We start from the raw sequence: 20,785 nt of genomic DNA, 5'->3' as shown, positions 1-20,785 counted from the left end.
CGCTCACTTTCCTCACAACCTGATTCCCTGGAGGCTCCAGCATTGGACGTCGGTGAACGACTGCAATCCATTCGTAAACTCAAAGGCCTTTCCCAGCGTGAACTCGCCAAGCGCGCGGGCGTCACCAACAGCACTATTTCGATGATCGAGAAGAACAGCGTCAGCCCCTCGATCAGCTCGCTGCGCAAGGTCCTTGGCGGGATTCCCATGTCCATGGTCGAGTTTTTCTCCGAAGAGATCCTTCAGGAAAAACCGACCCAGATCGTCTACAAAGCCAACGAACTGATCGACATCTCCGATGGTGCCGTGACCATGAAGCTGGTGGGCCGGGCGCATCCGAGCCGGGCGATTGCCTTCCTCAACGAGATCTATCCGCCGGGTGCCGATACCGGTGAAGAGATGCTCACCCATGAGGGCGAGGAGACCGGGATCCTGGTGGAAGGACGGCTGGAACTGGTGGTCGGCGTCGAAACCTTCGTGCTCGAGGCTGGCGACAGCTACTATTTCGAAAGCACCAAGCCCCACCGTTTCCGTAATCCGTTCGACGTGCCGGCGCGACTGATCAGCGCAGCCACGCCGGCCAATTTCTAGACCAAGAGGCGCCAGGCCCGCGTGGCAAAGGCGCCCACCTGTTGGGCTGTCATGACAAACAAGACCCTTGCGACTTTGGGGTTGTTTCAGAGTGACAGGCTTACCGCTATACTTGCGCCCGCCTGCAAACCGTGGCCGCAGGCGTGACTAGCCACCATTGAGGGTGTACGCGTGAACCTAATTATGAAAATGCTGGCTGCACCAGCAACCGTATTGGCCCTATGGGCTGCGACCGCTCAAGCGGCGCCGAACGACGAAATCGCCAAGCGCCTTGAACCCGTCGGCCAGGTCTGCGTCCAGGGCAAGGAATGCAAGGGTATGGAAGTCGTGGCCTCGGCCGGCGGCGCCGGCGGTGCCAAGGCGCCGAAAGACGTAATTGCAAAGCATTGCAACGCTTGTCACGGCACGGGCCTGCTGGGCGCGCCGAAAATTGGTGACAAGGCTGCGTGGAAAGAACGCGCCGATCACCAAGGCGGTCTCGACGGCATCCTGGCCAAGGCCATTACCGGCATCAACGCAATGCCACCTAAAGGCACCTGCGCCGATTGCTCGGATGACGACCTCAAGGGCGCCATCAAAGAGATGTCCGGTCTGTAATACGCCGGCATCCTTCACAAAAAAGCCGCTTACGAGCGGCTTTTTTGCGCCTCGGATTTTTCGGGACTGTTCATCGCAACCAAGACCCGGCAAGCTCGGTCCAACCCACATTCATGGAATGTCCTGGAGGGTCCGATGGTGCAGTTGTGTTCAATCGAACAGGCGGTGGATGACGTGCTCGAGCGCCTGCCCGCGCATATTCACCTCGGCATGCCCCTGGGGCTGGGCAAGCCCAACCTGTTCGCCAACGCGTTGTACCGGCGCATCGCACAGCTGCCAGAGCGACAGCTGACGATCTACACCGCCCTGAGCCTGGGCCGGCCCAACCTGGGCGATGGTTTGCAGAAGCGCTTCCTCGAACCCTTTGTCGAACGGGTCTTCGGCGACTATCCCGAGCTGGATTACCTGGTCGACCTGCACCAGGACAGTCTGCCGGCCAACATCCGCGTCCAGCAGTTCTTCATGCAGCCCGGCAGCCTGTTGCACAGTGCGTCGGCCCAGCAGGACTATGTCAGCAGCAACTACAGCCATGCGGCCCGGGACATCAACGCCGCCGGCTTGAACCTGGTGGCGCAACTGGTGGCGAGCGCCCCGGAACACCCGGACCGTCTGAGCCTGAGCTGCAACCCGGACATCACCCTCGACCTGCTGCCGATGATCGCCAAGCGCCGGGCGGCCGGGGAAACCATTCTCCTGGTCGGCCAGGTGCACAACGACTTGCCTTACATGCCGGGCGACGCGGAAGTCGGCATCGACACTTTCGACCTGTTGATCGACGAGAAGGACAGCCACACGCTGTTTTCCACGCCGAACATGCCGGTGGGTTTCCAGGATCATCTGATAGGCCTGCACGCCAGTACCCTGGTGCGTGACGGCGGGACATTGCAGATCGGCATCGGCGCCATGGGCGACGCGTTGACGGCGGCGCTGCTGGCGCGTCAGGCCGATAACGCCGGTTACCAGGCGTTGCTGGCGGACCTGAACCTTAGCCAGTGGGCGCAACTGATCGAGCGCGAGGGCGGGGTCGAGCCGTTTGCCAAAGGGCTGTACGGTTGCAGTGAAATGTTCGTCAACGGTTTGCTGGTGCTGGCCGAGGCCGGGATCATCCGGCGCAAGGTCTACCCCGACGAGCCGACCCAGGAACGAGCGAACGCCGGAACCCTCGACGAGGCGGCACAACCCGACGGCATCTGCATACACGGCGGCTTCTTCCTCGGCCCGCGCAGTTTTTACGAGCGCCTGCGCGAGTTGCCGCAGAGCCGTCGTCTCGAATTCAACATGACGCGCATCAGTTACATCAACGAGCTCTACGGCCAGGAGCCGCTCAAGCGCCTGCAGCGCCTTGATGCCCGCTTCATCAATACCGTCTTCACCATGACCCTGATGGGGGCCGGGGTGGCCGATCAGTTGGAAGACGGGCGGGTGCTCAGCGGCGTGGGCGGGCAATACAACTTCGTTGCCCAGGGCCATGCGCTGGAGGGCGGGCGCTCGATCCTGCTGCTGCGCAGTTGGCGCGAGGCCGGGGGCGAGATCAGCTCGAACATCGTCTGGGAGTACGGCCATTGCACGATTCCCCGGCACCTGCGCGACATCGTGGTGACCGAATACGGCATCGCCGACCTGCGCGGCAAGACCGACGCCGCGGTGATCGAGGCGTTGCTGAACATCAGCGACTCACGCTTCCAGCCCGGGCTGATCGAGCAGGCGCAGAAGGCTGGCAAATTGCCGAAGGATTTCCGCCTCGATCCGCGGTTCGCCGACAACACGTCGGAGCGGTTGCAGGCGATCCAGGCCCGGCATCCGAATCTGTTTCCCGAATACCCGCTGGGCTGTGATTTCGACGGGGTCGAGCGGGACCTGTTGCGGGCGCTGAACTGGCTCAAGAGCAAATTCAAGCTCACCGAGATCCTGGAGTTGGGCAAAGCCGCGCTGGATGCGCCGGAGCCCTGGGAATTTGCCGGGCATCTGGAGCGGATGCAGCTGACCAGTCCTGAAGGGCTGAAGGAGGAGCTGTTCCAGCGGTTGCTGTTGGCCGGGCTCAAGGCTACTGCACAACAACAATCAACCTGAAACCCCTGTGGGAGCGAGCTTGCTCGCGATGGCGATCTGTCAGACACCTTTTATTTGACAGATACACCGCTATCGCGAGCAAGCTCGCTCCCACAGGGGGGGATTGGGTCAGTCGATGAAGGTCACGACCCCACCCGCCAGCGACTGCACCCGGGCCAACGACTCGACGCGATAACCCTGGGCATCCAGTTCCGCGCGGCCGCCCTGGAACGACTTCTCGATCACGATCCCCAGCCCGGCGACGGTGGCGCCGGCCTGCTTGATGATGGAAATCAGCGCCTGGGAGGCTTTGCCGTTGGCCAGGAAGTCATCGATGATCAGCACCCGATCGCTGCTGGTCAGGTGACGCGGGCTGATGGCGACGGTGCTTTCGGTTTTCTTGGTAAACGAATACACGGTGGCCGACAGCAGGTTCTCCGTCAGGGTCAGGGATTGTTGCTTGCGGGCGAAGATCACCGGTACGCCAAGGTTCAGCCCGGTCATGATCGCCGGGGCAATGCCCGAGGCTTCGATGGTGACGATCTTGGTGATGCCCGAATCCTTGAACAGCGCGGCGAATTCGTCGCCGATCAGCTTCATCAATTGCGGGTCGATCTGGTGGTTCAGGAAAGCGTCGACTTTCAGGACCTGATCGGAAAGCACGATGCCTTGTTCACGAATTTTCTGGTGCAGGGCTTCCATGAAGCCTCCTCTGATGACGCCTTCAGCGCCTGAAGTCGTTGAAAAAAAGTAGTCGATTCTAGCGCTTTAGCATCGCGCGTATATCCGCCAGGGCACTGTTGCCGCGAACGACTTTGACTTCCGTGGGCGTGTCGTCGTTGCCTTCCCAGGCCAGGTCGTCCGGTGGCAGCTCATCGAGAAAGCGGCTGGGGGCGCAGTCGATCACTTCGCCGTACTGCTTGCGCTTGGCGGCGAAGGTAAAGGCCAGCGTCTGGCGTGCCCGGGTAATGCCGACATAGGCCAGGCGCCGTTCTTCCTCGATGGTGTCGGCCTCGATGCTGGAACGGTGCGGCAGGATTTCCTCTTCCATGCCCATGATGAACACGTAGGGAAATTCCAGGCCCTTGGAGGCGTGAAGGGTCATCATCTGCACGCCTTCGGCGCCGTCTTCCTCTTCCTGCTGGCGCTCGAGCATGTCCCGCAAGACGAGTTTGCCGATGGCGTCCTCGACCGTCATCTCGCCGTCTTCGTCCTTTTCCAGGGTGTTCTTCAACGCCTCGATCAGGAACCAGACGTTACCCATGCGGTAATCGGCGGCCTTGTCGCTGGAGCTGTTGGTGCGCAGCCAGTTCTCGTAGTCGATGTCCATGACCATGCTGCGCAGCGCCGAGATCGGATCTTCCCCGGCGCACTGCTCACGGACCTTGTCCATGAAGCGCTTGAAGCGCGCCAGGCGATCGGTGAAGCGGCTGTCCAGATGTTCGCCCAGGCCGATTTCATCGGTGGCGGCATACATCGAGATCTTGCGCTCGGTGGCGTAGTTGCCGAGTTTTTCCAGGGTGGTCGAGCCGATTTCCCGGCGCGGCACGTTGATCACCCGCAGGAAGGCGTTGTCGTCGTCCGGGTTCACGATCAGGCGGAAGTAGGCCATCAGGTCCTTCACCTCCTGGCGCCCGAAGAAGCTGTTGCCCCCCGACAGGCGATAGGGGATCTGGTGATGCTGCAATTTCAGCTCGATCAGCTTGGCCTGGTAGTTGCCGCGGTACAGGATCGCAAAGTCGCTGTACGGCCGATCGGTGCGCAGGTGCAGGCTGAGGATTTCCATGGCCACGCGCTCGGCTTCGGCGTCTTCGTTGCGGCAACGGATCACGCGGATCTCGTCGCCGTGGCCCATCTCGCTCCACAGTTGTTTTTCGAACTCGTGGGGGTTGTTGGAAATCAGCACGTTGGCGCAGCGCAGGATGCGGCTGGTGGAGCGGTAGTTCTGCTCCAGCATCACCACTTTGAGCGACGGGTAGTCGTCCTTGAGCAACATCAGGTTTTCCGGCCGCGCGCCGCGCCAGGCATAGATCGACTGGTCATCGTCGCCCACCACGGTGAACTGGTTGCGTTTGCCGATCAGCAGCTTCACCAGCAAATACTGGCTGGCGTTGGTGTCCTGGTATTCGTCCACCAGCAGGTAGCGGACCTTGTTCTGCCATTTTTCGAGAATGTCGGCGTGGTCCTGGAACAGCTTGACCGGCAACAGGATCAGGTCGTCGAAGTCCACCGCGTTGAACGCCTTGAGGGTACGCTGGTAGTGGGTATAGACGATGGCGGCAGTCTGTTCCTTGGGGTTGCGGGCGTTCTCCAGGGCTTCGGCGGGCAGGATCAGGTCGTTTTTCCAGGAACCGATCATATTCTTGATCTCGTCCACGCCGTCGTCGCCCGAGTATTCCTTTTGCATGATGTCGGTCATCAAGGCCTTGACGTCGGTCTCGTCGAAAATCGAGAAGCCCGGTTTGTAGCCCAGCCGCGCGTGCTCCTTGCGGATGATGTTCAGGCCCAGGTTGTGGAAGGTACACACCGTCAGGCCGCGGCCTTCGCCGGCGCGCAACAGGCCGCCGACCCGCTCTTTCATTTCTCGGGCGGCCTTGTTGGTGAACGTCATGGCGACGATGTATTGGGCGCGGATGCCGCAATTCTGGATCAGGTGCGCGATCTTGCGGGTGATTACGCTGGTCTTGCCGGAGCCTGCACCGGCGAGCACCAAAAGAGGGCCGCCGACATAGTTCACGGCTTCTTGCTGCCGGGGATTGAGTCGGGACATGACAGAGTCAGGGAGTCGTTTGCGAAATGGGCCGGCATTTTAACAGGCTCAGAGAATTGTGCTGCTCTGTCCGACTTGTGACGCACACAGGATTGTCATTTGCCGCTTCTGCCACTTTCACGCAGGATGTGGAACCAATTGGGTCCCGCGCAGCATTTCGAGCGGGAAAAACCACCGAAAGCGCGTGTTTGAGAACCGTTGGCATTGGTCATTGCCCATCGGCAGGTCATAATGCCCGGCGCCTACCACCTTGCAGAGTCTAGGGAGTCAGCTTGTCAACGCCTGTCGAACCCTTGCGTTTGCTGTTATTGGCCCAAGAGCCAGAGTGGTCAGCAATACTGCGCGAGTGCCTGGTGCCCATGGGGCCCTCGGTCGTGTTGATCAGCGCCCCGAGCTGGGAGTCCGTCAGCAGCCTGTTCGAAGACAATCGCAACGCGGTGTTGCTGACTGTTGCGGCGTTGCAGCCGACGCCGGGCCGTTGCAGCCTGCCGACCATCCTGTTGCTCGAGCACGAGCCGGCGGTTGCCCCCGACGGTGCCAGCGACTGGTTGGTGCGCGATGTCCTCGACAGCGCGACCCTGCGTCGTTGCCTGCGCCATGTGCGCGAGCGCGGCGTGCTGGAAAACACCCTGCAGCGCCTCGCCGAGCAGGATCCATTGACAGGCATCGCCAATCGCCAGGGTTTCCAGACATTGCTGGCGGCGCGCCTGGCGGAAAACGACGGCCGAGGCCTGGCCCTCGGTCACCTGGACCTGGACAACTTTCGCCACGCCAACGACGCCCTCGGTCACCAGGCCGGCGACCGTTTGATCCTGCAAGTGGTATCGCGGCTCAAGGGGTCGCTCGAAGCCGGCGATCAATTGGCGCGGCTGGGCAGTGATGAATTTGCCTTGCTGATCGACACCCGCCGCGCACCGCAGCGGGCCGAATGGATGGCCGAGCGTATTACCGAAGCCTTGGCCGAACCCTATTGGGTGGACGGCGAAAGCCTGCTGATCGGTTGCAGCCTGGGCGTCGCCCATGCTCGCGCCCAGGCTGGCGCCGATCCGCTGATGTGGCATGCCCACATCGCCATGCAGCAGGCCAAGAGCACCCAGGGCTGCACCTTTCATATCTTCAACGAGCGCATCAATCGCAATGCCCGCAGCCTTGCCGACCTGGAAAGCGAACTGCGCCGGGCACTGCGCCGTGACGAGCTGGAATTGCATTACCAGCCGCGCCTGGACCTCGATGGCGGCCACATCGTCGGCCTCGAAGCCCTGGTGCGTTGGCGCCATGGCGAACGCGGCTTGTTGCCACCAAGTGAGTTCGTGCCGCTGGCTGAACAGAGCGGCCTGATCGTGCCGTTGGGCTACTGGGTGATTTCCCGGGCGCTGCGGGACATGCAGGCCCTGCGCGAACGGGGGCTGGCGCCGTTGCACATGGCGGTCAACCTGTCGTTCCGGCAGTTCCAGGACAGCCAGTTGCTGCCGACCTTGAGCCGACTGATTGCCGAGCGGGGTGTCGAGGCGCAATGGCTGGAGTTCGAACTCACCGAAACCGCGGTCATGCGCCGCAGCGAACTGGTCAAGCAGACCATGGATGCCCTGGGCCGCCTGGGGGTGCGCTTCTCCCTGGACGACTTCGGCACCGGGTTCTCCTCGTTCGTGCACCTCAACAGCCTGCCGATCGCCTTGCTCAAGATCGACAAGAGCTTCGTCGGCGGCATGGAGCAGCGCGAAGAGAACCGCAAATTGGTGCACGCCATGATCAACCTGGCCCACAACCTCAACCTGGAGGTGGTGGCCGAAGGTGTGGAAACCCAGGAACAACTGGACCTGCTACGCGGTTTCGGTTGCGACCAGGTGCAGGGCTTCCTGATCAGCAAGCCGTTGCCGTTGCCGGAATTGGTTGAGTATTTGACGTTCGAGGGTGATCAGCACTCCACACACGACGTCGTGGTCTGACGCAAAACCTTGTGGGAGCGAGCTTGCTCGCGATAGCAATAGGTCTGTCACATCGATTTTGACTGACACACCGCTATCGCGAGCAAGCTCGCTCCCACAAAGGCATGGACTTCACTTGGCCTGAATGGCTTCGAAACCGGGCTGCCCAGCTTCACTGCGAATCATCCGCTTCATCTTCCATTCAAACGCCAGGGTCAGGCTCACGGCCGCGCAGGCCAGCCCCAGGGCCAGGCCCCACCAGACACCGGTCGGTCCCCAGTTCAAATGGAACGCCATCCACCACGCCGACGGTGCGCCGATGAGCCAATAGCAACCCAGGCCCACCAGGAAGGTGGTCTTGGCGTCCTTGAGCCCGCGAATGCAGCCCATGGCGATGGTTTGCGTGCCGTCGAACAGCTCGAACCACGCCGCCACCGCCAACAGGCTCACGGCCAGGTTGATCACGTCGCGGAACGCCGGGTCATCGTGGTCCAGGAACAAGCCGATCAATTGATGGGGCAGCAGCCAGAACACCATGGCGAACGCCAGCATCGCGGCCGCGCCAAAGCCAATGCCGACCCGACCGGCCAGGCGCGCCCTCAACAGCTGCCCGGCGCCGTAGTGCTGGCCGATGCGCATGGTGATGGCGTAGGACATTCCGGCCGGCACCATGAACGCCACCGAGACGATTTGCAGGGCGATCTGGTGGGCCGCCAACGGCGTGCTGCCCATGGTGCCCATGCACAGCGCGGCGAACGCGAACAGCCCGACTTCCACCGCATAGGTGCCACCGATCGGCAGGCCCAGGCGCCACAGCTCCTTGAGGTATTGGCGATTGGGCCGCGACAGCCCATCCAGCAGCGGATAGGCACGGTAGGCCGGGTGCCGATGGATGTGCCAGGCCAGGGCCAGGGCCATGCAGTTGGCGACAATGGCCGTGACTAGGCCGATGCCCATCAGGCCGAGTTTTGGCAGGCCGAACATGCCGGTGATGAGCGCGTAGTTGAGCAGGAAGTTGGCCACCGTGCCGCCGAGGCTGATCACCATGACCGGCGTGGCCCGGCCGATGGCGCTGGTGAAGCCGCGCAGGGCCATGAAGCTCAGGTAGCCGGGCAGGGCGAACGGCAGCGCCAGCAGGAACTGGCCGGCGGACAACACGTTGGTTTCGGTCTGGCCGAACATCAGCAGTACGGGCTTGAGATTCCACAGCAGCAACCCGGCCATCAACGCCATCAACCAGGCCAGCCAAAGCCCTGCCTGGGTCAGCCGGGTGGCGCCTTCGACATCGCCCGCGCCCTGGCGGATCGCGACCAGGGTGCCCACCGCGGCGATCACGCCGATGCAGAAGATCGACACGAACGAATAGGTGGCCGCTCCGAGCCCGCCCCCGGCGAGGGCTTCGGGGCTCAGGCGCGCCATCATCACGGTGTCGGTGAGCACCATGAGCATGTGCGCCAACTGCGAGGCAATCAACGGCCCCGCCAGCCGCAGGATGGCCCAGAGTTCGGTACGCACCGGATGCCGCATGATCATCACGCTCCATGTTCAAACAAGGCAGTAAAGCGACGATTCTCGGCGCTCTTGGCGGATTGCACAAAAGGATAAAAAAGATCGCTGGCATGATTAAAACTCATGCTGGATGGGTTTCTGGTAGGGTTTGCAGACCACGCCATGGAGCTTTTGCGATGTCCCGTCGTCTTCCTCCTCTTTATGCGTTGCGGGCATTCGAAGCCGCGGCGCGCTATAGGTCGTTCACCCGGGCCGCCGAAGAGCTGTCGATCACCCAGAGCGCCGTCAGCCGGCACATCCGCACGCTGGAAGATCACTTTGCCTGCCGGCTGTTCCTGCGCAGCGGCCGCAACCTGCAGTTGACCGAGGCGGCGCGGTTGCTGCTGCCGGGCGTGCGCGAGGGTTTCATGGCGCTGGAGCGGGCCTGCCACACCTTGCATGGCGAAGACGGCATCCTGCGCATGAAAGCGCCTTCCACGCTGACCATGCGTTGGTTGTTGGCGCGCCTGAGTCGCTTCCGGCATTTGCAGCCCGGTAACGAGGTGCAACTGACCAGTGCCTGGATGGACATCGATTCGGTGGACTTCAACGTCGAGCCCTTCGATTGCGCCGTATTGCTGGGCAACGGGCATTTTCCGGCGGACTGGGAGGCCAGTTTGCTGTTTCCCGAGGAATTGATTCCGGTGGGCGCGCCGAACCTGTTGAACGATCAGCCCTGGGATGTGGCGCGGCTGGCCAGTGCTGAGCTGTTGCATCCGACGCCGGATCGCCGGGACTGGCGCAACTGGCTGCAACGCATGGGCCTGTCCGACAAGGTCTCGCTCAAGGGGGGGCAGGTGTTCGATACCCTGGAGCTGGGCATGATCGCGGCCGCACGTGGCTATGGGGTCTCCATGGGCGACCTGCTGATGGTGGCCGAGGACGTTGCCCAAGGGCGCCTGAGCCTGCCATGGCCGACAGCTGTCGCCAGTGGGGAACACTATTACCTGGTCTGGCCGAAAACCCGGCCGGGAGGTGAACGTTTGCGCCGGCTCAGCGACTTTCTCCAAGGCGAGGTCAAGGCCATGCAACTGCCTGATGTACAACGTCTAAGCTGAAACGTTGAAGTTGGCGTGCTAGCCACTTGGCACTAATCCGTGCAAACCGCTCAAGTATTTGGCTTTGCCGCCGAATCCGTGAACATGGAACCCTCGTTCAGAAAGGGTCTACTTACACCTCACCCGAATAAAATGCCGAGCGTGCGACGTGATCAGGATGATCCGGTCTCTCGGCCAGGAGCCGTCATGTCTCAACCCCGCGCCCGGATCGCCTCACAGCTAGGCCTTGCCCTTGCCGTGATACTGGCGATCGTGATCTCCGGCAGTACCGTCTTCGCCTTGCGTTCGCTGGACGCTGCCAACCTTGCCACCCGTGAAGAGCACCTGGCCAGCGAAGCGCGCCTGATGGCCGATCAGCTCAATACGTTCCACGGCACTTTGCGCGAGAGCACCCAGCGCTTGGCCGGTCTGTTCGAAAAGCGCTTCAGCGCGGGCCTGAGCGTGCATCCGGACCAGCCGGTGACGGTGGCGGGCGTACAAACCCCAGGCTTGAGCCTGGGTAGCGAAGTGTTGAACAACAACTTCAAGGAAGTGGATGACTTCAAAGCGATGACCGCTGGGGTCGCCACGGTATTCGTGCGCAGCGGCGACGATTTCATCCGAGTCAGTACCTCCGTCAGCAAGCAGGACGGTACGCGGGCCATCGGCACCGTGCTCGACCGCGCCGGCCCCGCCTACGGTCCGGTGATCAGCGGGCAGAGCTACATTGGTCGGGCCCTGCTTTTCGGGCGCTTCTACATGTCGCAGTACACGCCTGTGCGCGACAGCAGCGGCAAGATCATTGCCGTGTTGTACGTAGGCTTCGACTACACCGATGCTCAGAACGCGCAGTTCGAGAACCTCAAGCGCTTCCGCATTGGCCAGACCGGCTCCCTGGCGCTGCTGGACGAACAAAACAAATGGCTGGTGCCGCCCGCCGGCGTGCAGGCGCTGGACAACGCTACCACCACCATCACCGGCTTGATCAAAAAGCCGGGCAAGGGCGCGTTCTGGGCCGATACCGCCGAAGATTTCTACAGCGTTGCCGTACCGTTCGAGGGTGGGCCGTGGGCGGTGGTGGCGAGCATGCCGAAAACCGAGATCCGCGCCGTGACCTGGAGCGTCGGTACGCAATTGGCCATTGGCAGCCTGCTGGCGATGCTGTTGGCGGTCGGTTCGGCAATGTGGTTGTTGCGTAGCAAACTGGCGCCACTGGGGGATCTGGTGCGCCAGGCCGAAGCGTTGGGTGCTGGCGACCTGAGCGTGCGCCTGAACGTGTCGAGCCATGACGAAATCGGTCAGTTGGCCCGTGCCTTCAACCAGATGAGCCAGGCGCTGTCGACCATGGTCGAGCACATCCGCAAGGCCTCCCAGGAGGTCAATAGCCGCGCCCAGGCCCTGTCCGGGTTGTCCAGCGGGGCGTACGAAGGCATGGAGCAGCAATCCGGCGAAATCACCAGCATGGCCGGCGCGGTGGAAGAGTTCAGTGCGACCTCCCTGAACATTGCCGACAACATGGGCAACACCGAGCGCCTGGCCCAGGAAAACGCCCAGCAAACCCGCATTGGCCGGACCTCGATGGATGAAGCGTCGTCGTCCCTGGAACAAATCGCCGGCGCGCTGAACAGCACGGCCACGGTCATCAATACCCTGGGCCAGCGTTCCCAGGAAATCGGCGGCATCGTGGGGGTCATCACCTCGATTGCCGAGCAGACCAACCTGCTGGCCTTGAACGCCGCCATCGAAGCTGCCCGCGCCGGCGAGCAGGGCCGTGGTTTCGCCGTGGTGGCCGATGAAGTCCGCAGCCTGGCGTCCCGCACCCGCCAGGCCACTGACGAAATCTCCAGCATGATCAATAGCATCCAGCAGGAAACCGGCAATGCCATCAGCACCATGGAACAGGGCAACCTGTTGATGCAGGAAGGCCTGTCGCGCAACGCCAATGTGGCCTCGGCCCTGGCGCGAATCGATGAGCAGAGCCGTTCGGCTGGCCAGCAATTCGCGGCGATCACCACCGCCACCCAGGAACAAAGCAGCACCGCGACCCTGCTCAGCAGCAACCTGCAGAGCATCGCCATGGCCAACAGCGAACAGCGCCAGGTGGTCTCGAACCTGGCGGTCACCGCCAAGGAACTGGAAAAACTGGCCCAGGACCTGCGCCAAGAGGTTGATCGGTTCCGCTGAAGCCTCTCACAAGCCCGCTCCCAGAGATTCCCTGTGGGAGCGGGCTTGCTCGCGATGACGGCTGCCCAGCCAGCATCATCCCAATCTGACCCACCGCTATCGCGAGCAAGCTCGCTCCCACAAATCGCTGTCGATAATGTAGTCGTGATTTTTTAAGGGTATTGCTGTTTTTAAGCTTGCTGAAACGTTTCTTCAAGTCTATAAAAACCGCACAACTCCAATAAAAGGTCGCGTCCATGACTCCGCTCAAACTCCTCATTACCCTTGGCGCCTTGGGCGCTGCCTCCCAGGCGATGGCTTGGGATTACGTCCTGCTGGATACCGACAAAGCCGCCCAACCCTGGCAAATCACCAGCCAGCAGCTCGGCGTGAAAACCGACAAACCTTTCTCTGTGACGATGCGCACCCTGCATGGTGGCCGGCAAGAGGGCGTCAGCATCGTTGATATCGACAACGGCACCCTGAAGCTTTCAGTCGTCCCGACCCGTGGCATGAATGTGCTGCAGGCGTCGGTCGGGAATGTGCGCATGGGGTGGGATTCGCCGGTCAAGGAAGTGGTCAACCCGGCGTTCATCGAGCTCAACGGTCGAGGCGGCTTGGGTTGGCTCGAAGGCTTCAACGAGTTGGTCACCCGCTGCGGCTACGAATGGGTCGGCCATCCCGGCATGGACAATGGCGAGCTGCTGACCCTGCATGGTCGCGCCGCCAATATTCCGGCCAACAAAGTCACTTTGCACATCGATGAAAAACCGCCCTACGCCATCACCCTACGGGGCGAGTTGAAGGAGCAGGCGTTCAAGAAGGTCGATTTCTCGGTGCAGACCGAACTGGTCACCGAGCCTGGCAGCGTGACGTTCGCGCTCAGCGACACGCTGACCAACAACGGCGATTACCCGAAGGAATACCAAGCGCTCTACCACAGCAATTTCAGCACGCCTTTCCTGGAACAGGGTGCTCGTTTCGCGGCACCGGTCAAGCAGGTCTCGCCGTTCAACGACAAGGCCAAGGGCGACTTGCCCGATTGGCAAACCTACCGGGCCCCGACCAAGGATTATGACGAAACCGTCTACAACGTCGTGCCCTACGCCGACGCCAAGGGCGACACCCTCACCGTGCTGCACAACAAGGCCGGCAGCCTCGGTGTGTCGGTAGGCTTCAACACCAGCACGCTGCCCGTGTTCTCCCTGTGGAAAAACACTGATACCCAGGGCCAGGGCTACGTGACCGGGCTGGAACCAGGCACCAGTTTTTCCTACAACCGCCGGTACCAGCGCCCCCTGGGCCTGGTGCCCACGATCGGGCCGAAGGAGCACAGGCAATTCCAGATCCGCTACAGCCTGTTGGCGGACAAGGGCGCTGTGGATAAGGCGCTCAAGCGCATCGATGCGATCCAGAACGGTCAAAAAACCGAGGTCCGGGAAACACCGTTGGTAGACCTGAGCAAACCGTAAAACGGTTCACGCCGTAGCCGGCCGATACTGCAACGCTTCGGCCAGGTGCTCGCGGCGAATGTTCCCCGCTTGCTCCAGGTCCGCCAGTGTCCGGGCGACCTTGAGCAAGCGGTGGGCGGCGCGCAGCGACAGGGTCAGCCGCTCGCAGGCGGTTTCCAGCCAGGTTTCATCGGTTGTGGATAACGTGCAATGCCGGCGCAACCCCGGTAGATCGAGGAAGGCGTTGGCGCAGCCCTGGCGGCGGTGCTGGCGCTCCCGGGCTTCGGCTACGCGCTCGGCGACCGTGGCCGTATCGTCCCCGGGTTCGAGCCTGGGGTTCAATGCCGTGGCTTCCCGGGCGACGGTCAAGTGCAGGTCGATACGGTCCAGCAGCGGGCCGGAGAGTTTGTTGCGGTAGCGCTGCACCATATCCGGTGTGCAGGCGCAACGGCCGCTGGGCTCGCCAAGATAGCCACAGGGGCAGGGGTTCATCGCCGCCACCAACTGGAAACGGGCAGGGAAGCGTACTCGGTCCCGGGCGCGCGAGACCACGATGTGCCCTGACTCCAGCGGTTCTCTCAAGACTTCCAGCACCTTGCGGTCGAACTCCGGCAGCTCGTCGAGAAACAGCACGCCATGGTGGGCGAGGGTTATTTCCCCGGGTTGCGGTTTCGACCCGCCACCCACCAGCGCTGGGCCGGAAGCCGAGTGATGGGGCTGGCGAAACGGCCGCTGCGGCCAATGGCTCAGCGGCACGCAACTGGCAACCGACTGAATCGCCGCCACCTCAAGGGCCTCGCTCTCGGCCAGGGGCGGCAGCAGCCCGGGCAGACGACTCGCCAGCAAGGTCTTGCCGGTGCCCGGTGGTCCGCTGAACAACAGGTTATGTGCCCCCGCGGCAGCGATCAGCAGGGCACGCTTGGCCCCGGCCTGGCCTTGTACTTCATTCAGGTCGGGGTAGGGCTTGCTGGCCGAGAGCAGTCCATTGGAAACGAAAGGCTCGACCGGTGTGTGCCCATTGAAGTGGGCCACTGCTTCGAGCAGATGATCCACGGCGATCACCTTGAGGCCCGACGCGAGGCAGGCTTCCTCGGCGTTGGCCCGCGGCACCACCAGCATGCGTCCGGCCTTGCGAGCCGCCAGCGCCGCTGGCAGTACCCCGCGCACCGGGCGCACCGCGCCGGACAAGGCCAACTCACCGAGACACTCGACGTCGTCCAGCGTCAGGGTTGGCACCTGCACACTGGCTGACAGGATGCCCAGGGCAATCGCCAGGTCGAACCGCCCGCCGTCCTTGGGCAGATCCGCCGGCGCCAGGTTCAGGGTGATGCGCCGCGCCGGAAAATTCAGCCCCGAGTTGATGATCGCGCTGCGCACCCGATCCTTGCTTTCCTTCACCGCCGCTTCCGGCAGGCCAACCATCGTCAGTGACGGCAAGCCATTGGCCAGGTGGACTTCAACGGTAACGGCAGGAGCCTCGACCCCCACTTGGGCGCGGCTGTGGACAATGGCGAGCGACATGAATCGTTCCTTGAGTGAATGGGGTGCCGCGTCCTGCGACTTTTGAAGGGTAGTCGTGGGGATGAACTTGGGCGCAGCAATCGAGGGGAGAAAATTTGGCAGGATGTTTCGACTGTCAGTGACAGCCGAGGCGGCAAGCGCGATACGGTTCAGCCGATGCCATCCTTCACCCGCCCAAGCGAAATGCCCGGGACCGGCCTAGACTCCGACTTGCCCAGTCGGCACTTGGCGGTATCAACGGCACAGGGAGGAAGTGGCCATGAACGATCTGCTGGCTCTGTTAACTGACAAGCGCTTCATGCCCCACGGGCATTGCTACATGTGGCGTCCGGATCTGCTGTGGACGAATGTGATCGCCGATAGCTTGATCGCCCTGTCCTACGTCACCATCCCCTTCACGCTCCTGTACTTTATCCACAAGCGCAAGGACGTGCCGTTTGACTGGATGCTCGCGGCCTTTGGCGTGTTTATCCTGGCCTGCGGGACCAGCCATGTGATGGAGATCCTGACCATCTGGCAGCCTTATTACTGGTTGATGGCGCTGGTCAAGGTCATCACCGCGATTGCGTCGGTGATTACCGCCATCCTGCTGGTCCGGCTGGTGCCGGCGGCCCTGAAGATCCCCAGCCCGCAGCAATTGGCCAAGGTCAACGACGAGTTGCGCGAGGCCCAGGCCGAACTGGTCACCACCGCCCGCCGCGCCGGCATGGCGGAGATCGCCACCAATGTGCTGCACAACGTGGGCAATGTGCTCAATAGCGTCAACGTGTCAGCCCAGGTCCTCTACGAGAAGGTGCACACCTCCAAGGGGCCCGGGGTGGCCAAGGTCGTCCAGTTGATGAAGGAGCATCCCGACGACCTCGGCGACTTCATCAGCAGCGACCCGAAAGGACGCGCGCTACCGGACTATCTCGACAAGCTGGCCGACGCGCTGGCCGTCGAGCAGCAGGGCATGATCGCCGAGTTGGCACAGTTGACCCGCCGCATCGACCACATCAAGGAAATCGTCGCCACTCAGCAATCCTACGCCGGCAACGCCAGCGTGCTGGAGCCGGGCTCGTTGCGTGAGCTGGTCGAGGATGTCGTGCGCATTTGCGATGTGTCCCTGGCTCGCCACCACATCACGCTGGTCAAGGAGTTCAGCGATATCCCGCAGATGCCACTGGACAAGCACCGCGTGCTGCAGATCCTGGTCAATCTGATCAACAACGCCAAGCAGGCGCTGGACGCCGGTGTGAACCGGCCACCGCAGATCATCCTGCGCCTGAAGGTCGTTGACGATGGGCGCGTGCGGGTCGAGGTCGAGGACAATGGCGAGGGGATTGCGCAGGACAATCTTGCGCGGGTGTTCGAGCACGGCTTCACCACGCGTGTCGACGGTCACGGCTTTGGTTTGCACAGCTGCATTCTGGCGGCGCACGAGATGGGCGGCGAGCTGACGGCGCAGAGCGCGGGGCCGGGGCAGGGCGCGCTCTTTATCCTGGAGCTGCCGCTGGCACTGACCCCGGAGCAGTCTCAACACGCTGCGAGTGGTTGAGTGGCCCGCAGGGGCTGCTTATTCCTGGGCCGGAGCCAGTCGCGCTTCCAGCTCAGCGACCTTGGCCTCCAGGCTTTCGAGCCGTGCTCGGGTCCGGGCCAGCACGACCATCTGGCTGTCGAATTCTTCCCGGCTGACCAGGTCCAGCTTGCTGAAGCCGCTTTGCAGCAGGGCCTTGAACTGGCTTTCGATTTCGCTTTTGGGCAGCGGCGTGTCGCCACTCAAGATACGGGAGGCGTGGCCGCTCAGGGCGTCGAGGAGGTCTTTGGGCGCAAGCATGTGCAGGTGTCCTGGAAACGATGGCGGGCAGTGTACCACGCAGTGTCTATAGTCAATTCGCCAGCCAGGGATGCACGCTTTTCGCGCATGGGGCCGGGCGGCGCTGCACTGTTGTTGTGCGTATCGCTGCGGTTCGTGGTGCGGTGCACGTCGAGCCGGTGGCCAAGGGGCTGAAATCAGAGGGTTTGGGTGCAGATGGCAAGGTTTCTGCTTAGAGGCTGATGACCCATGCACTGATGCAGTCGCTGTGACGAATGCAGTGCAGCAGGCGGAACGGGGAGTTTCGTCAGGATCGGTTAACTGGCACCTGTCGGGCAACTTGGGCCGACGACGCGTTACAAAGCCAGGCACTGCGCTTAGACTTGAGTCGGGTTTGTTTTCCTGGGGCAAGTCCACCAATTCGGGAGAAAGTTTCATGAAGCTAGTCACTGCCATCATCAAGCCGTTCAAGTTGGACGACGTGCGCGAGTCGTTGTCCGAGATCGGCGTGCAGGGCATTACCGTTACTGAGGTCAAAGGCTTCGGTCGGCAGAAGGGCCACACCGAGCTGTATCGCGGCGCGGAGTACGTGGTCGATTTCCTGCCCAAGGTGAAGATCGATGTCGCCATTGACGACAAGGATCTGGACCGGGTGATCGAGGCAATCACCAAGGCCGCCAACACCGGCAAGATCGGTGACGGGAAGATCTTTGTGGTCAATCTGGAACAGGCTATCCGCATCCGTACCGGCGAAACCGATACCGACGCTATCTAAGCCGCCAAACCCAACGCCCCAGGAGAAAACAATATGACTCTGCGTAAATTCGCAGGGCTAGGAGCCCTGTTGTCCTTCGCAATGCCTGGCCTGGCCATGGCAGAAGAAGCGGCAGCCCCTGTCCTGAACTCCGGCGACACCGCCTGGATGCTCACGGCCACGATTCTTGTACTGTTCATGACCATTCCAGGATTGGCGCTGTTCTACGGCGGCATGGTCCGTTCGAAGAACATTCTTTCCGTGATGATGCAGTGCTTTGCCATTACCGGTCTGATCAGCATCCTGTGGGTCATCTATGGCTACAGCATCGCGTTCGACACCACCGGCATGGAGCAGGGCGTCGTCAACTTCAACTCCTTCATTGGCGGTTTCGGCAAAGCGTTCCTGGCAGGTGTCACGCCAGCCAGCCTGACCGGCCCGGCGGCGCTGTTCCCTGAAGCGGTGTTCATCACCTTCCAGATGACGTTCGCCATCATTACCCCGGCCCTGATCGTCGGTGCATTTGCCGAGCGGATGAAGTTCTCCGCCATGCTGATCTTCATGGGCGTGTGGTTCACCCTGGTGTATGCACCGATTGCGCACATGGTCTGGTCCGGCAACGGCGGCCTGATGTGGGACTGGGGCGTGCTGGACTTCGCTGGCGGCACCGTGGTGCACATCAACGCCGGTATCGCCGGTCTGGTGGCGTGCCTGGTATTGGGCAAGCGCAAAGGCTTCCCGACTACGCCAATGGCACCCCATAACCTGGGTTACACCCTGATGGGCGCGGCCATGCTGTGGGTCGGCTGGTTCGGCTTCAACGCCGGTTCCGCTGTCGCCGCCAACGGCACTGCCGGCATGGCGATGCTGGTGACCCAGATCGCTACCGCTGCGGCGGCGCTGGGCTGGATGTTTGCCGAGTGGATCACCCACGGCAAGCCAAGCGCGCTGGGCATTGCCTCGGGCGTGGTGGCCGGCCTGGTTGCAATCACCCCGGCTGCCGGCACCGTGGGCCCGATGGGCGCCCTGGTCATCGGCCTGGCGGCGGGCGTGGTGTGCTTCTTCTGCGCCACCACCCTCAAGCGCAAGCTCGGTTATGACGACTCCCTGGATGCCTTCGGCGTGCATGGCATCGGCGGTATTCTCGGCGCGATCCTGACCGGTGTGTTCGCCGCACCGGCCTTGGGTGGCTTCGGCACCGTGACCGATATCGGCGCGCAAGTGTGGATTCAATTCAAGGGCGTGGGTTTCACGGTGGTCTACACCGCGATCGTCACCTTCATCATCCTCAAGGTCCTGGACGCCGTAATGGGTCTGCGTGTCACCGAGGAAGAAGAAGCTGTGGGCCTGGATCTGGCCCAGCACAACGAGCGTGGCTACAACCTGTAAGTACGCGCAACAAAAAATGCCCGGTTCGCCGGGCATTTTTTTGTCTGGAGTTTGTCATTGCTCACAAGGTGTGGCGGTTTTTCCGACGCCTTTTGTTGTGGATGCGACATGGGTTTTTATACCGCCAAAGGCTTACACCGAAGCAAGAATATTAGGGCCTTTGTTTTTTCCCAGAGCGCGCTAGAATGCGCGCCGAACGTGCGGAGATCTGTATGTGGCAACAGACGCTGATAACCCTGCGGGCAAGGCCCCGGGGCTTTCATCTGGTGACGGACGAGTTGCTGGCCGGCCTGCCTGAAGTCCAGGCGTGTCGTGTCGGTCTGTTGCATCTGTGGCTGCAGCATACCTCGGCCTCGTTGACCATCAACGAGAACGCCGATCCGGCGGTACGTCGAGACTTCGAACGATTTTTCAATCGGCTGATCCCACAAGGAACCGCCGGCTATGAGCACAACGACGAAGGCTTGGACGACCTCCCGGCGCACTTCAAGGCCAGTGTGCTCGGTTGCCAGCTCAGCCTGCCGGTTACGGCGGGACGGCTGGCATTGGGAACCTGGCAAGGTGTTTATCTGGGCGAGCACCGTGATCACGGCGGTGCTCGTAAAGTCCTCGCCACCTTGTACGGTGAAGGGGCATAACCGCTGATTGCCAGCGGATGTTGAATTTTTTCTGGCAGCCTTCGAACAGATGGCGAAGCTGGGCTATAACTAATCTGCTTTTCGCAAGTCATGAGGTAGAACATGAGCGACGATGATCTGGAAAACGACGACCTCGAAGTAGGCGACGAAGACGAGACCGAAGAAGGCCTTGAAGTGGCGGCTGAAGACGTTGCCGAAGACGATGGCGCCGACGTTCCGACGCCTACCGCCAAGGGCAAGGCCAAGGCCGCGGTGTCGGTCGACGAGTTGCCGAGCGTAGAGGCCAAGAACAAGGAGCGTGATGCGCTCGCCAAGGCCATGGAGGAGTTCCTGGCCAGGGGCGGTAAGGTGCAGGAAGTGGAAGCCAACGTGGTCGCTGATCCGCCCAAGAAGCCTGACAACAAGTACGGCAGCCGCCCTATCTGAGTATCGGCTTCTTGCTTGCTGAAAAAGCCCGCCGTCGCTGCGGGCTTTTTCATGGGCGCGATTCTATTCCCAAATCAGGCGCAGTCCCTGTGGGAGCGAGCTTGCTCGCGATAGCGGTGGGCCTGTTGGCA

17 protein-coding genes and 1 pseudogene are annotated in these 20,785 nt (G+C 62.0%); 13 read left to right on the top strand and 5 right to left on the bottom strand.

Annotated features, from left to right (window positions below):
- Positions 1-42: 42 nt before the first annotated feature.
- The 3 genes from J4E53_RS14300 (at position 43) to J4E53_RS14290 (ending at position 3,258) form a co-directional block, all read left to right on the top strand.
- Complete coding sequence (locus tag J4E53_RS14300) at positions 43-591, top strand: cupin domain-containing protein (RefSeq protein ID WP_003206841.1); 549 nt, start codon at positions 43-45, stop codon at positions 589-591.
- Between the two features lie 183 nt (positions 592-774).
- A complete protein-coding gene (locus J4E53_RS14295; protein ID WP_092174467.1) occupies positions 775-1,188 on the top strand; it encodes a cytochrome c5 family protein in 414 nt (137 codons plus the stop codon).
- Between the two features lie 135 nt (positions 1,189-1,323).
- Complete coding sequence (locus J4E53_RS14290; RefSeq protein WP_103309565.1) at positions 1,324-3,258, top strand: acetyl-CoA hydrolase/transferase C-terminal domain-containing protein; 1,935 nt, start codon at positions 1,324-1,326, stop codon at positions 3,256-3,258.
- Between the two features lie 108 nt (positions 3,259-3,366).
- On the opposite strand, the gene J4E53_RS14285 is transcribed toward J4E53_RS14290, so the two are convergent.
- The gene (locus J4E53_RS14285; protein ID WP_014340844.1) at positions 3,367-3,939 is read right to left on the bottom strand and encodes a xanthine phosphoribosyltransferase; all 573 of its coding nucleotides are present in this window, start codon (positions 3,937-3,939) and stop codon (positions 3,367-3,369) included.
- A 58-nt stretch (positions 3,940-3,997) separates the two neighbouring features.
- Positions 3,998-6,007, bottom strand: a complete 2,010-nt coding sequence (gene rep / locus J4E53_RS14280; protein WP_060740076.1) for a DNA helicase Rep — start codon at positions 6,005-6,007, stop codon at positions 3,998-4,000.
- Between the two features lie 272 nt (positions 6,008-6,279).
- On the opposite strand from rep, the gene J4E53_RS14275 reads away from it, so the two are divergent.
- Positions 6,280-7,953, top strand: coding sequence for a bifunctional diguanylate cyclase/phosphodiesterase (locus J4E53_RS14275; RefSeq protein WP_060740077.1), 1,674 nt, complete (start codon positions 6,280-6,282; stop codon positions 7,951-7,953).
- A 111-nt stretch (positions 7,954-8,064) separates the two neighbouring features.
- On the opposite strand, the gene J4E53_RS14270 is transcribed toward J4E53_RS14275, so the two are convergent.
- On the bottom strand, positions 8,065-9,459 hold the full coding sequence (locus J4E53_RS14270) for a NorM family multidrug efflux MATE transporter (RefSeq protein ID WP_081015468.1): 1,395 nt from the start codon (positions 9,457-9,459) through the stop codon (positions 8,065-8,067).
- Positions 9,460-9,617: 158 nt separating this feature from the next.
- On the opposite strand from J4E53_RS14270, the gene J4E53_RS14265 reads away from it, so the two are divergent.
- The 4 genes and pseudogenes from J4E53_RS14265 to J4E53_RS14255 all read left to right on the top strand — a co-directional run bounded on the left by J4E53_RS14265 (position 9,618) and on the right by J4E53_RS14255 (position 14,152).
- Positions 9,618-10,538 carry a LysR substrate-binding domain-containing protein gene (locus tag J4E53_RS14265; protein ID WP_103309563.1) on the top strand — a complete coding sequence of 307 codons (921 nt, stop codon included), beginning with the start codon at positions 9,618-9,620 and terminating at the stop codon, positions 10,536-10,538.
- Between the two features lie 84 nt (positions 10,539-10,622).
- A pseudogene (locus tag J4E53_RS31095) lies at positions 10,623-11,798 on the top strand (Cache 3/Cache 2 fusion domain-containing protein); the annotation flags it as partial.
- Positions 11,799-11,840: 42 nt separating this feature from the next.
- Positions 11,841-12,701, top strand: a complete 861-nt coding sequence (locus tag J4E53_RS31090; protein WP_371919222.1) for a methyl-accepting chemotaxis protein — start codon at positions 11,841-11,843, stop codon at positions 12,699-12,701.
- A gap of 236 nt (positions 12,702-12,937) precedes the next feature.
- Positions 12,938-14,152, top strand: coding sequence for an aldose 1-epimerase family protein (locus tag J4E53_RS14255; protein WP_103309559.1), 1,215 nt, complete (start codon positions 12,938-12,940; stop codon positions 14,150-14,152).
- 6 nt (positions 14,153-14,158) lie between these two features.
- Here J4E53_RS14255 and J4E53_RS14250 read toward each other — a convergent pair whose 3' ends face one another.
- Positions 14,159-15,652: a YifB family Mg chelatase-like AAA ATPase gene (locus J4E53_RS14250; RefSeq protein ID WP_103309557.1), complete on the bottom strand. Its 1,494-nt coding sequence runs from the start codon at positions 15,650-15,652 to the stop codon at positions 14,159-14,161.
- 259 nt (positions 15,653-15,911) lie between these two features.
- Between J4E53_RS14250 and J4E53_RS14245 the strand changes: the two genes are divergently transcribed.
- Entirely contained in the window at positions 15,912-17,189 is a 1,278-nt protein-coding gene (locus J4E53_RS14245; RefSeq protein ID WP_103309555.1) for a sensor histidine kinase, read from the top strand.
- 18 nt (positions 17,190-17,207) lie between these two features.
- Here J4E53_RS14245 and J4E53_RS14240 read toward each other — a convergent pair whose 3' ends face one another.
- A complete protein-coding gene (locus J4E53_RS14240; protein ID WP_060740084.1) occupies positions 17,208-17,468 on the bottom strand; it encodes an accessory factor UbiK family protein in 261 nt (86 codons plus the stop codon).
- Positions 17,469-17,883: 415 nt separating this feature from the next.
- On the opposite strand from J4E53_RS14240, the gene glnK reads away from it, so the two are divergent.
- From glnK to sutA, 4 genes are all read left to right on the top strand, one after another.
- The gene (gene glnK / locus J4E53_RS14235) at positions 17,884-18,222 is read left to right on the top strand and encodes a P-II family nitrogen regulator (protein ID WP_002555808.1); all 339 of its coding nucleotides are present in this window, start codon (positions 17,884-17,886) and stop codon (positions 18,220-18,222) included.
- Positions 18,223-18,255: 33 nt separating this feature from the next.
- On the top strand, positions 18,256-19,590 hold the full coding sequence (locus J4E53_RS14230) for an ammonium transporter (protein ID WP_060740085.1): 1,335 nt from the start codon (positions 18,256-18,258) through the stop codon (positions 19,588-19,590).
- A 212-nt stretch (positions 19,591-19,802) separates the two neighbouring features.
- Positions 19,803-20,228, top strand: coding sequence for a secondary thiamine-phosphate synthase enzyme YjbQ (locus J4E53_RS14225; protein WP_060743109.1), 426 nt, complete (start codon positions 19,803-19,805; stop codon positions 20,226-20,228).
- 102 nt (positions 20,229-20,330) lie between these two features.
- Positions 20,331-20,654: a transcriptional regulator SutA gene (gene sutA, locus J4E53_RS14220; RefSeq protein ID WP_060740086.1), complete on the top strand. Its 324-nt coding sequence runs from the start codon at positions 20,331-20,333 to the stop codon at positions 20,652-20,654.
- Positions 20,655-20,785 lie beyond the last annotated feature (131 nt).

It is taken from the genome of Pseudomonas sp. FW305-28, assembly GCF_017351395.1.
GTDB classification, from domain to species: domain Bacteria; phylum Pseudomonadota; class Gammaproteobacteria; order Pseudomonadales; family Pseudomonadaceae; genus Aquipseudomonas; species Aquipseudomonas fluorescens_AA.
Note: the sequence above shows the minus strand (reverse complement) of the source record. Positions and strands in the feature narration are given on the sequence as shown.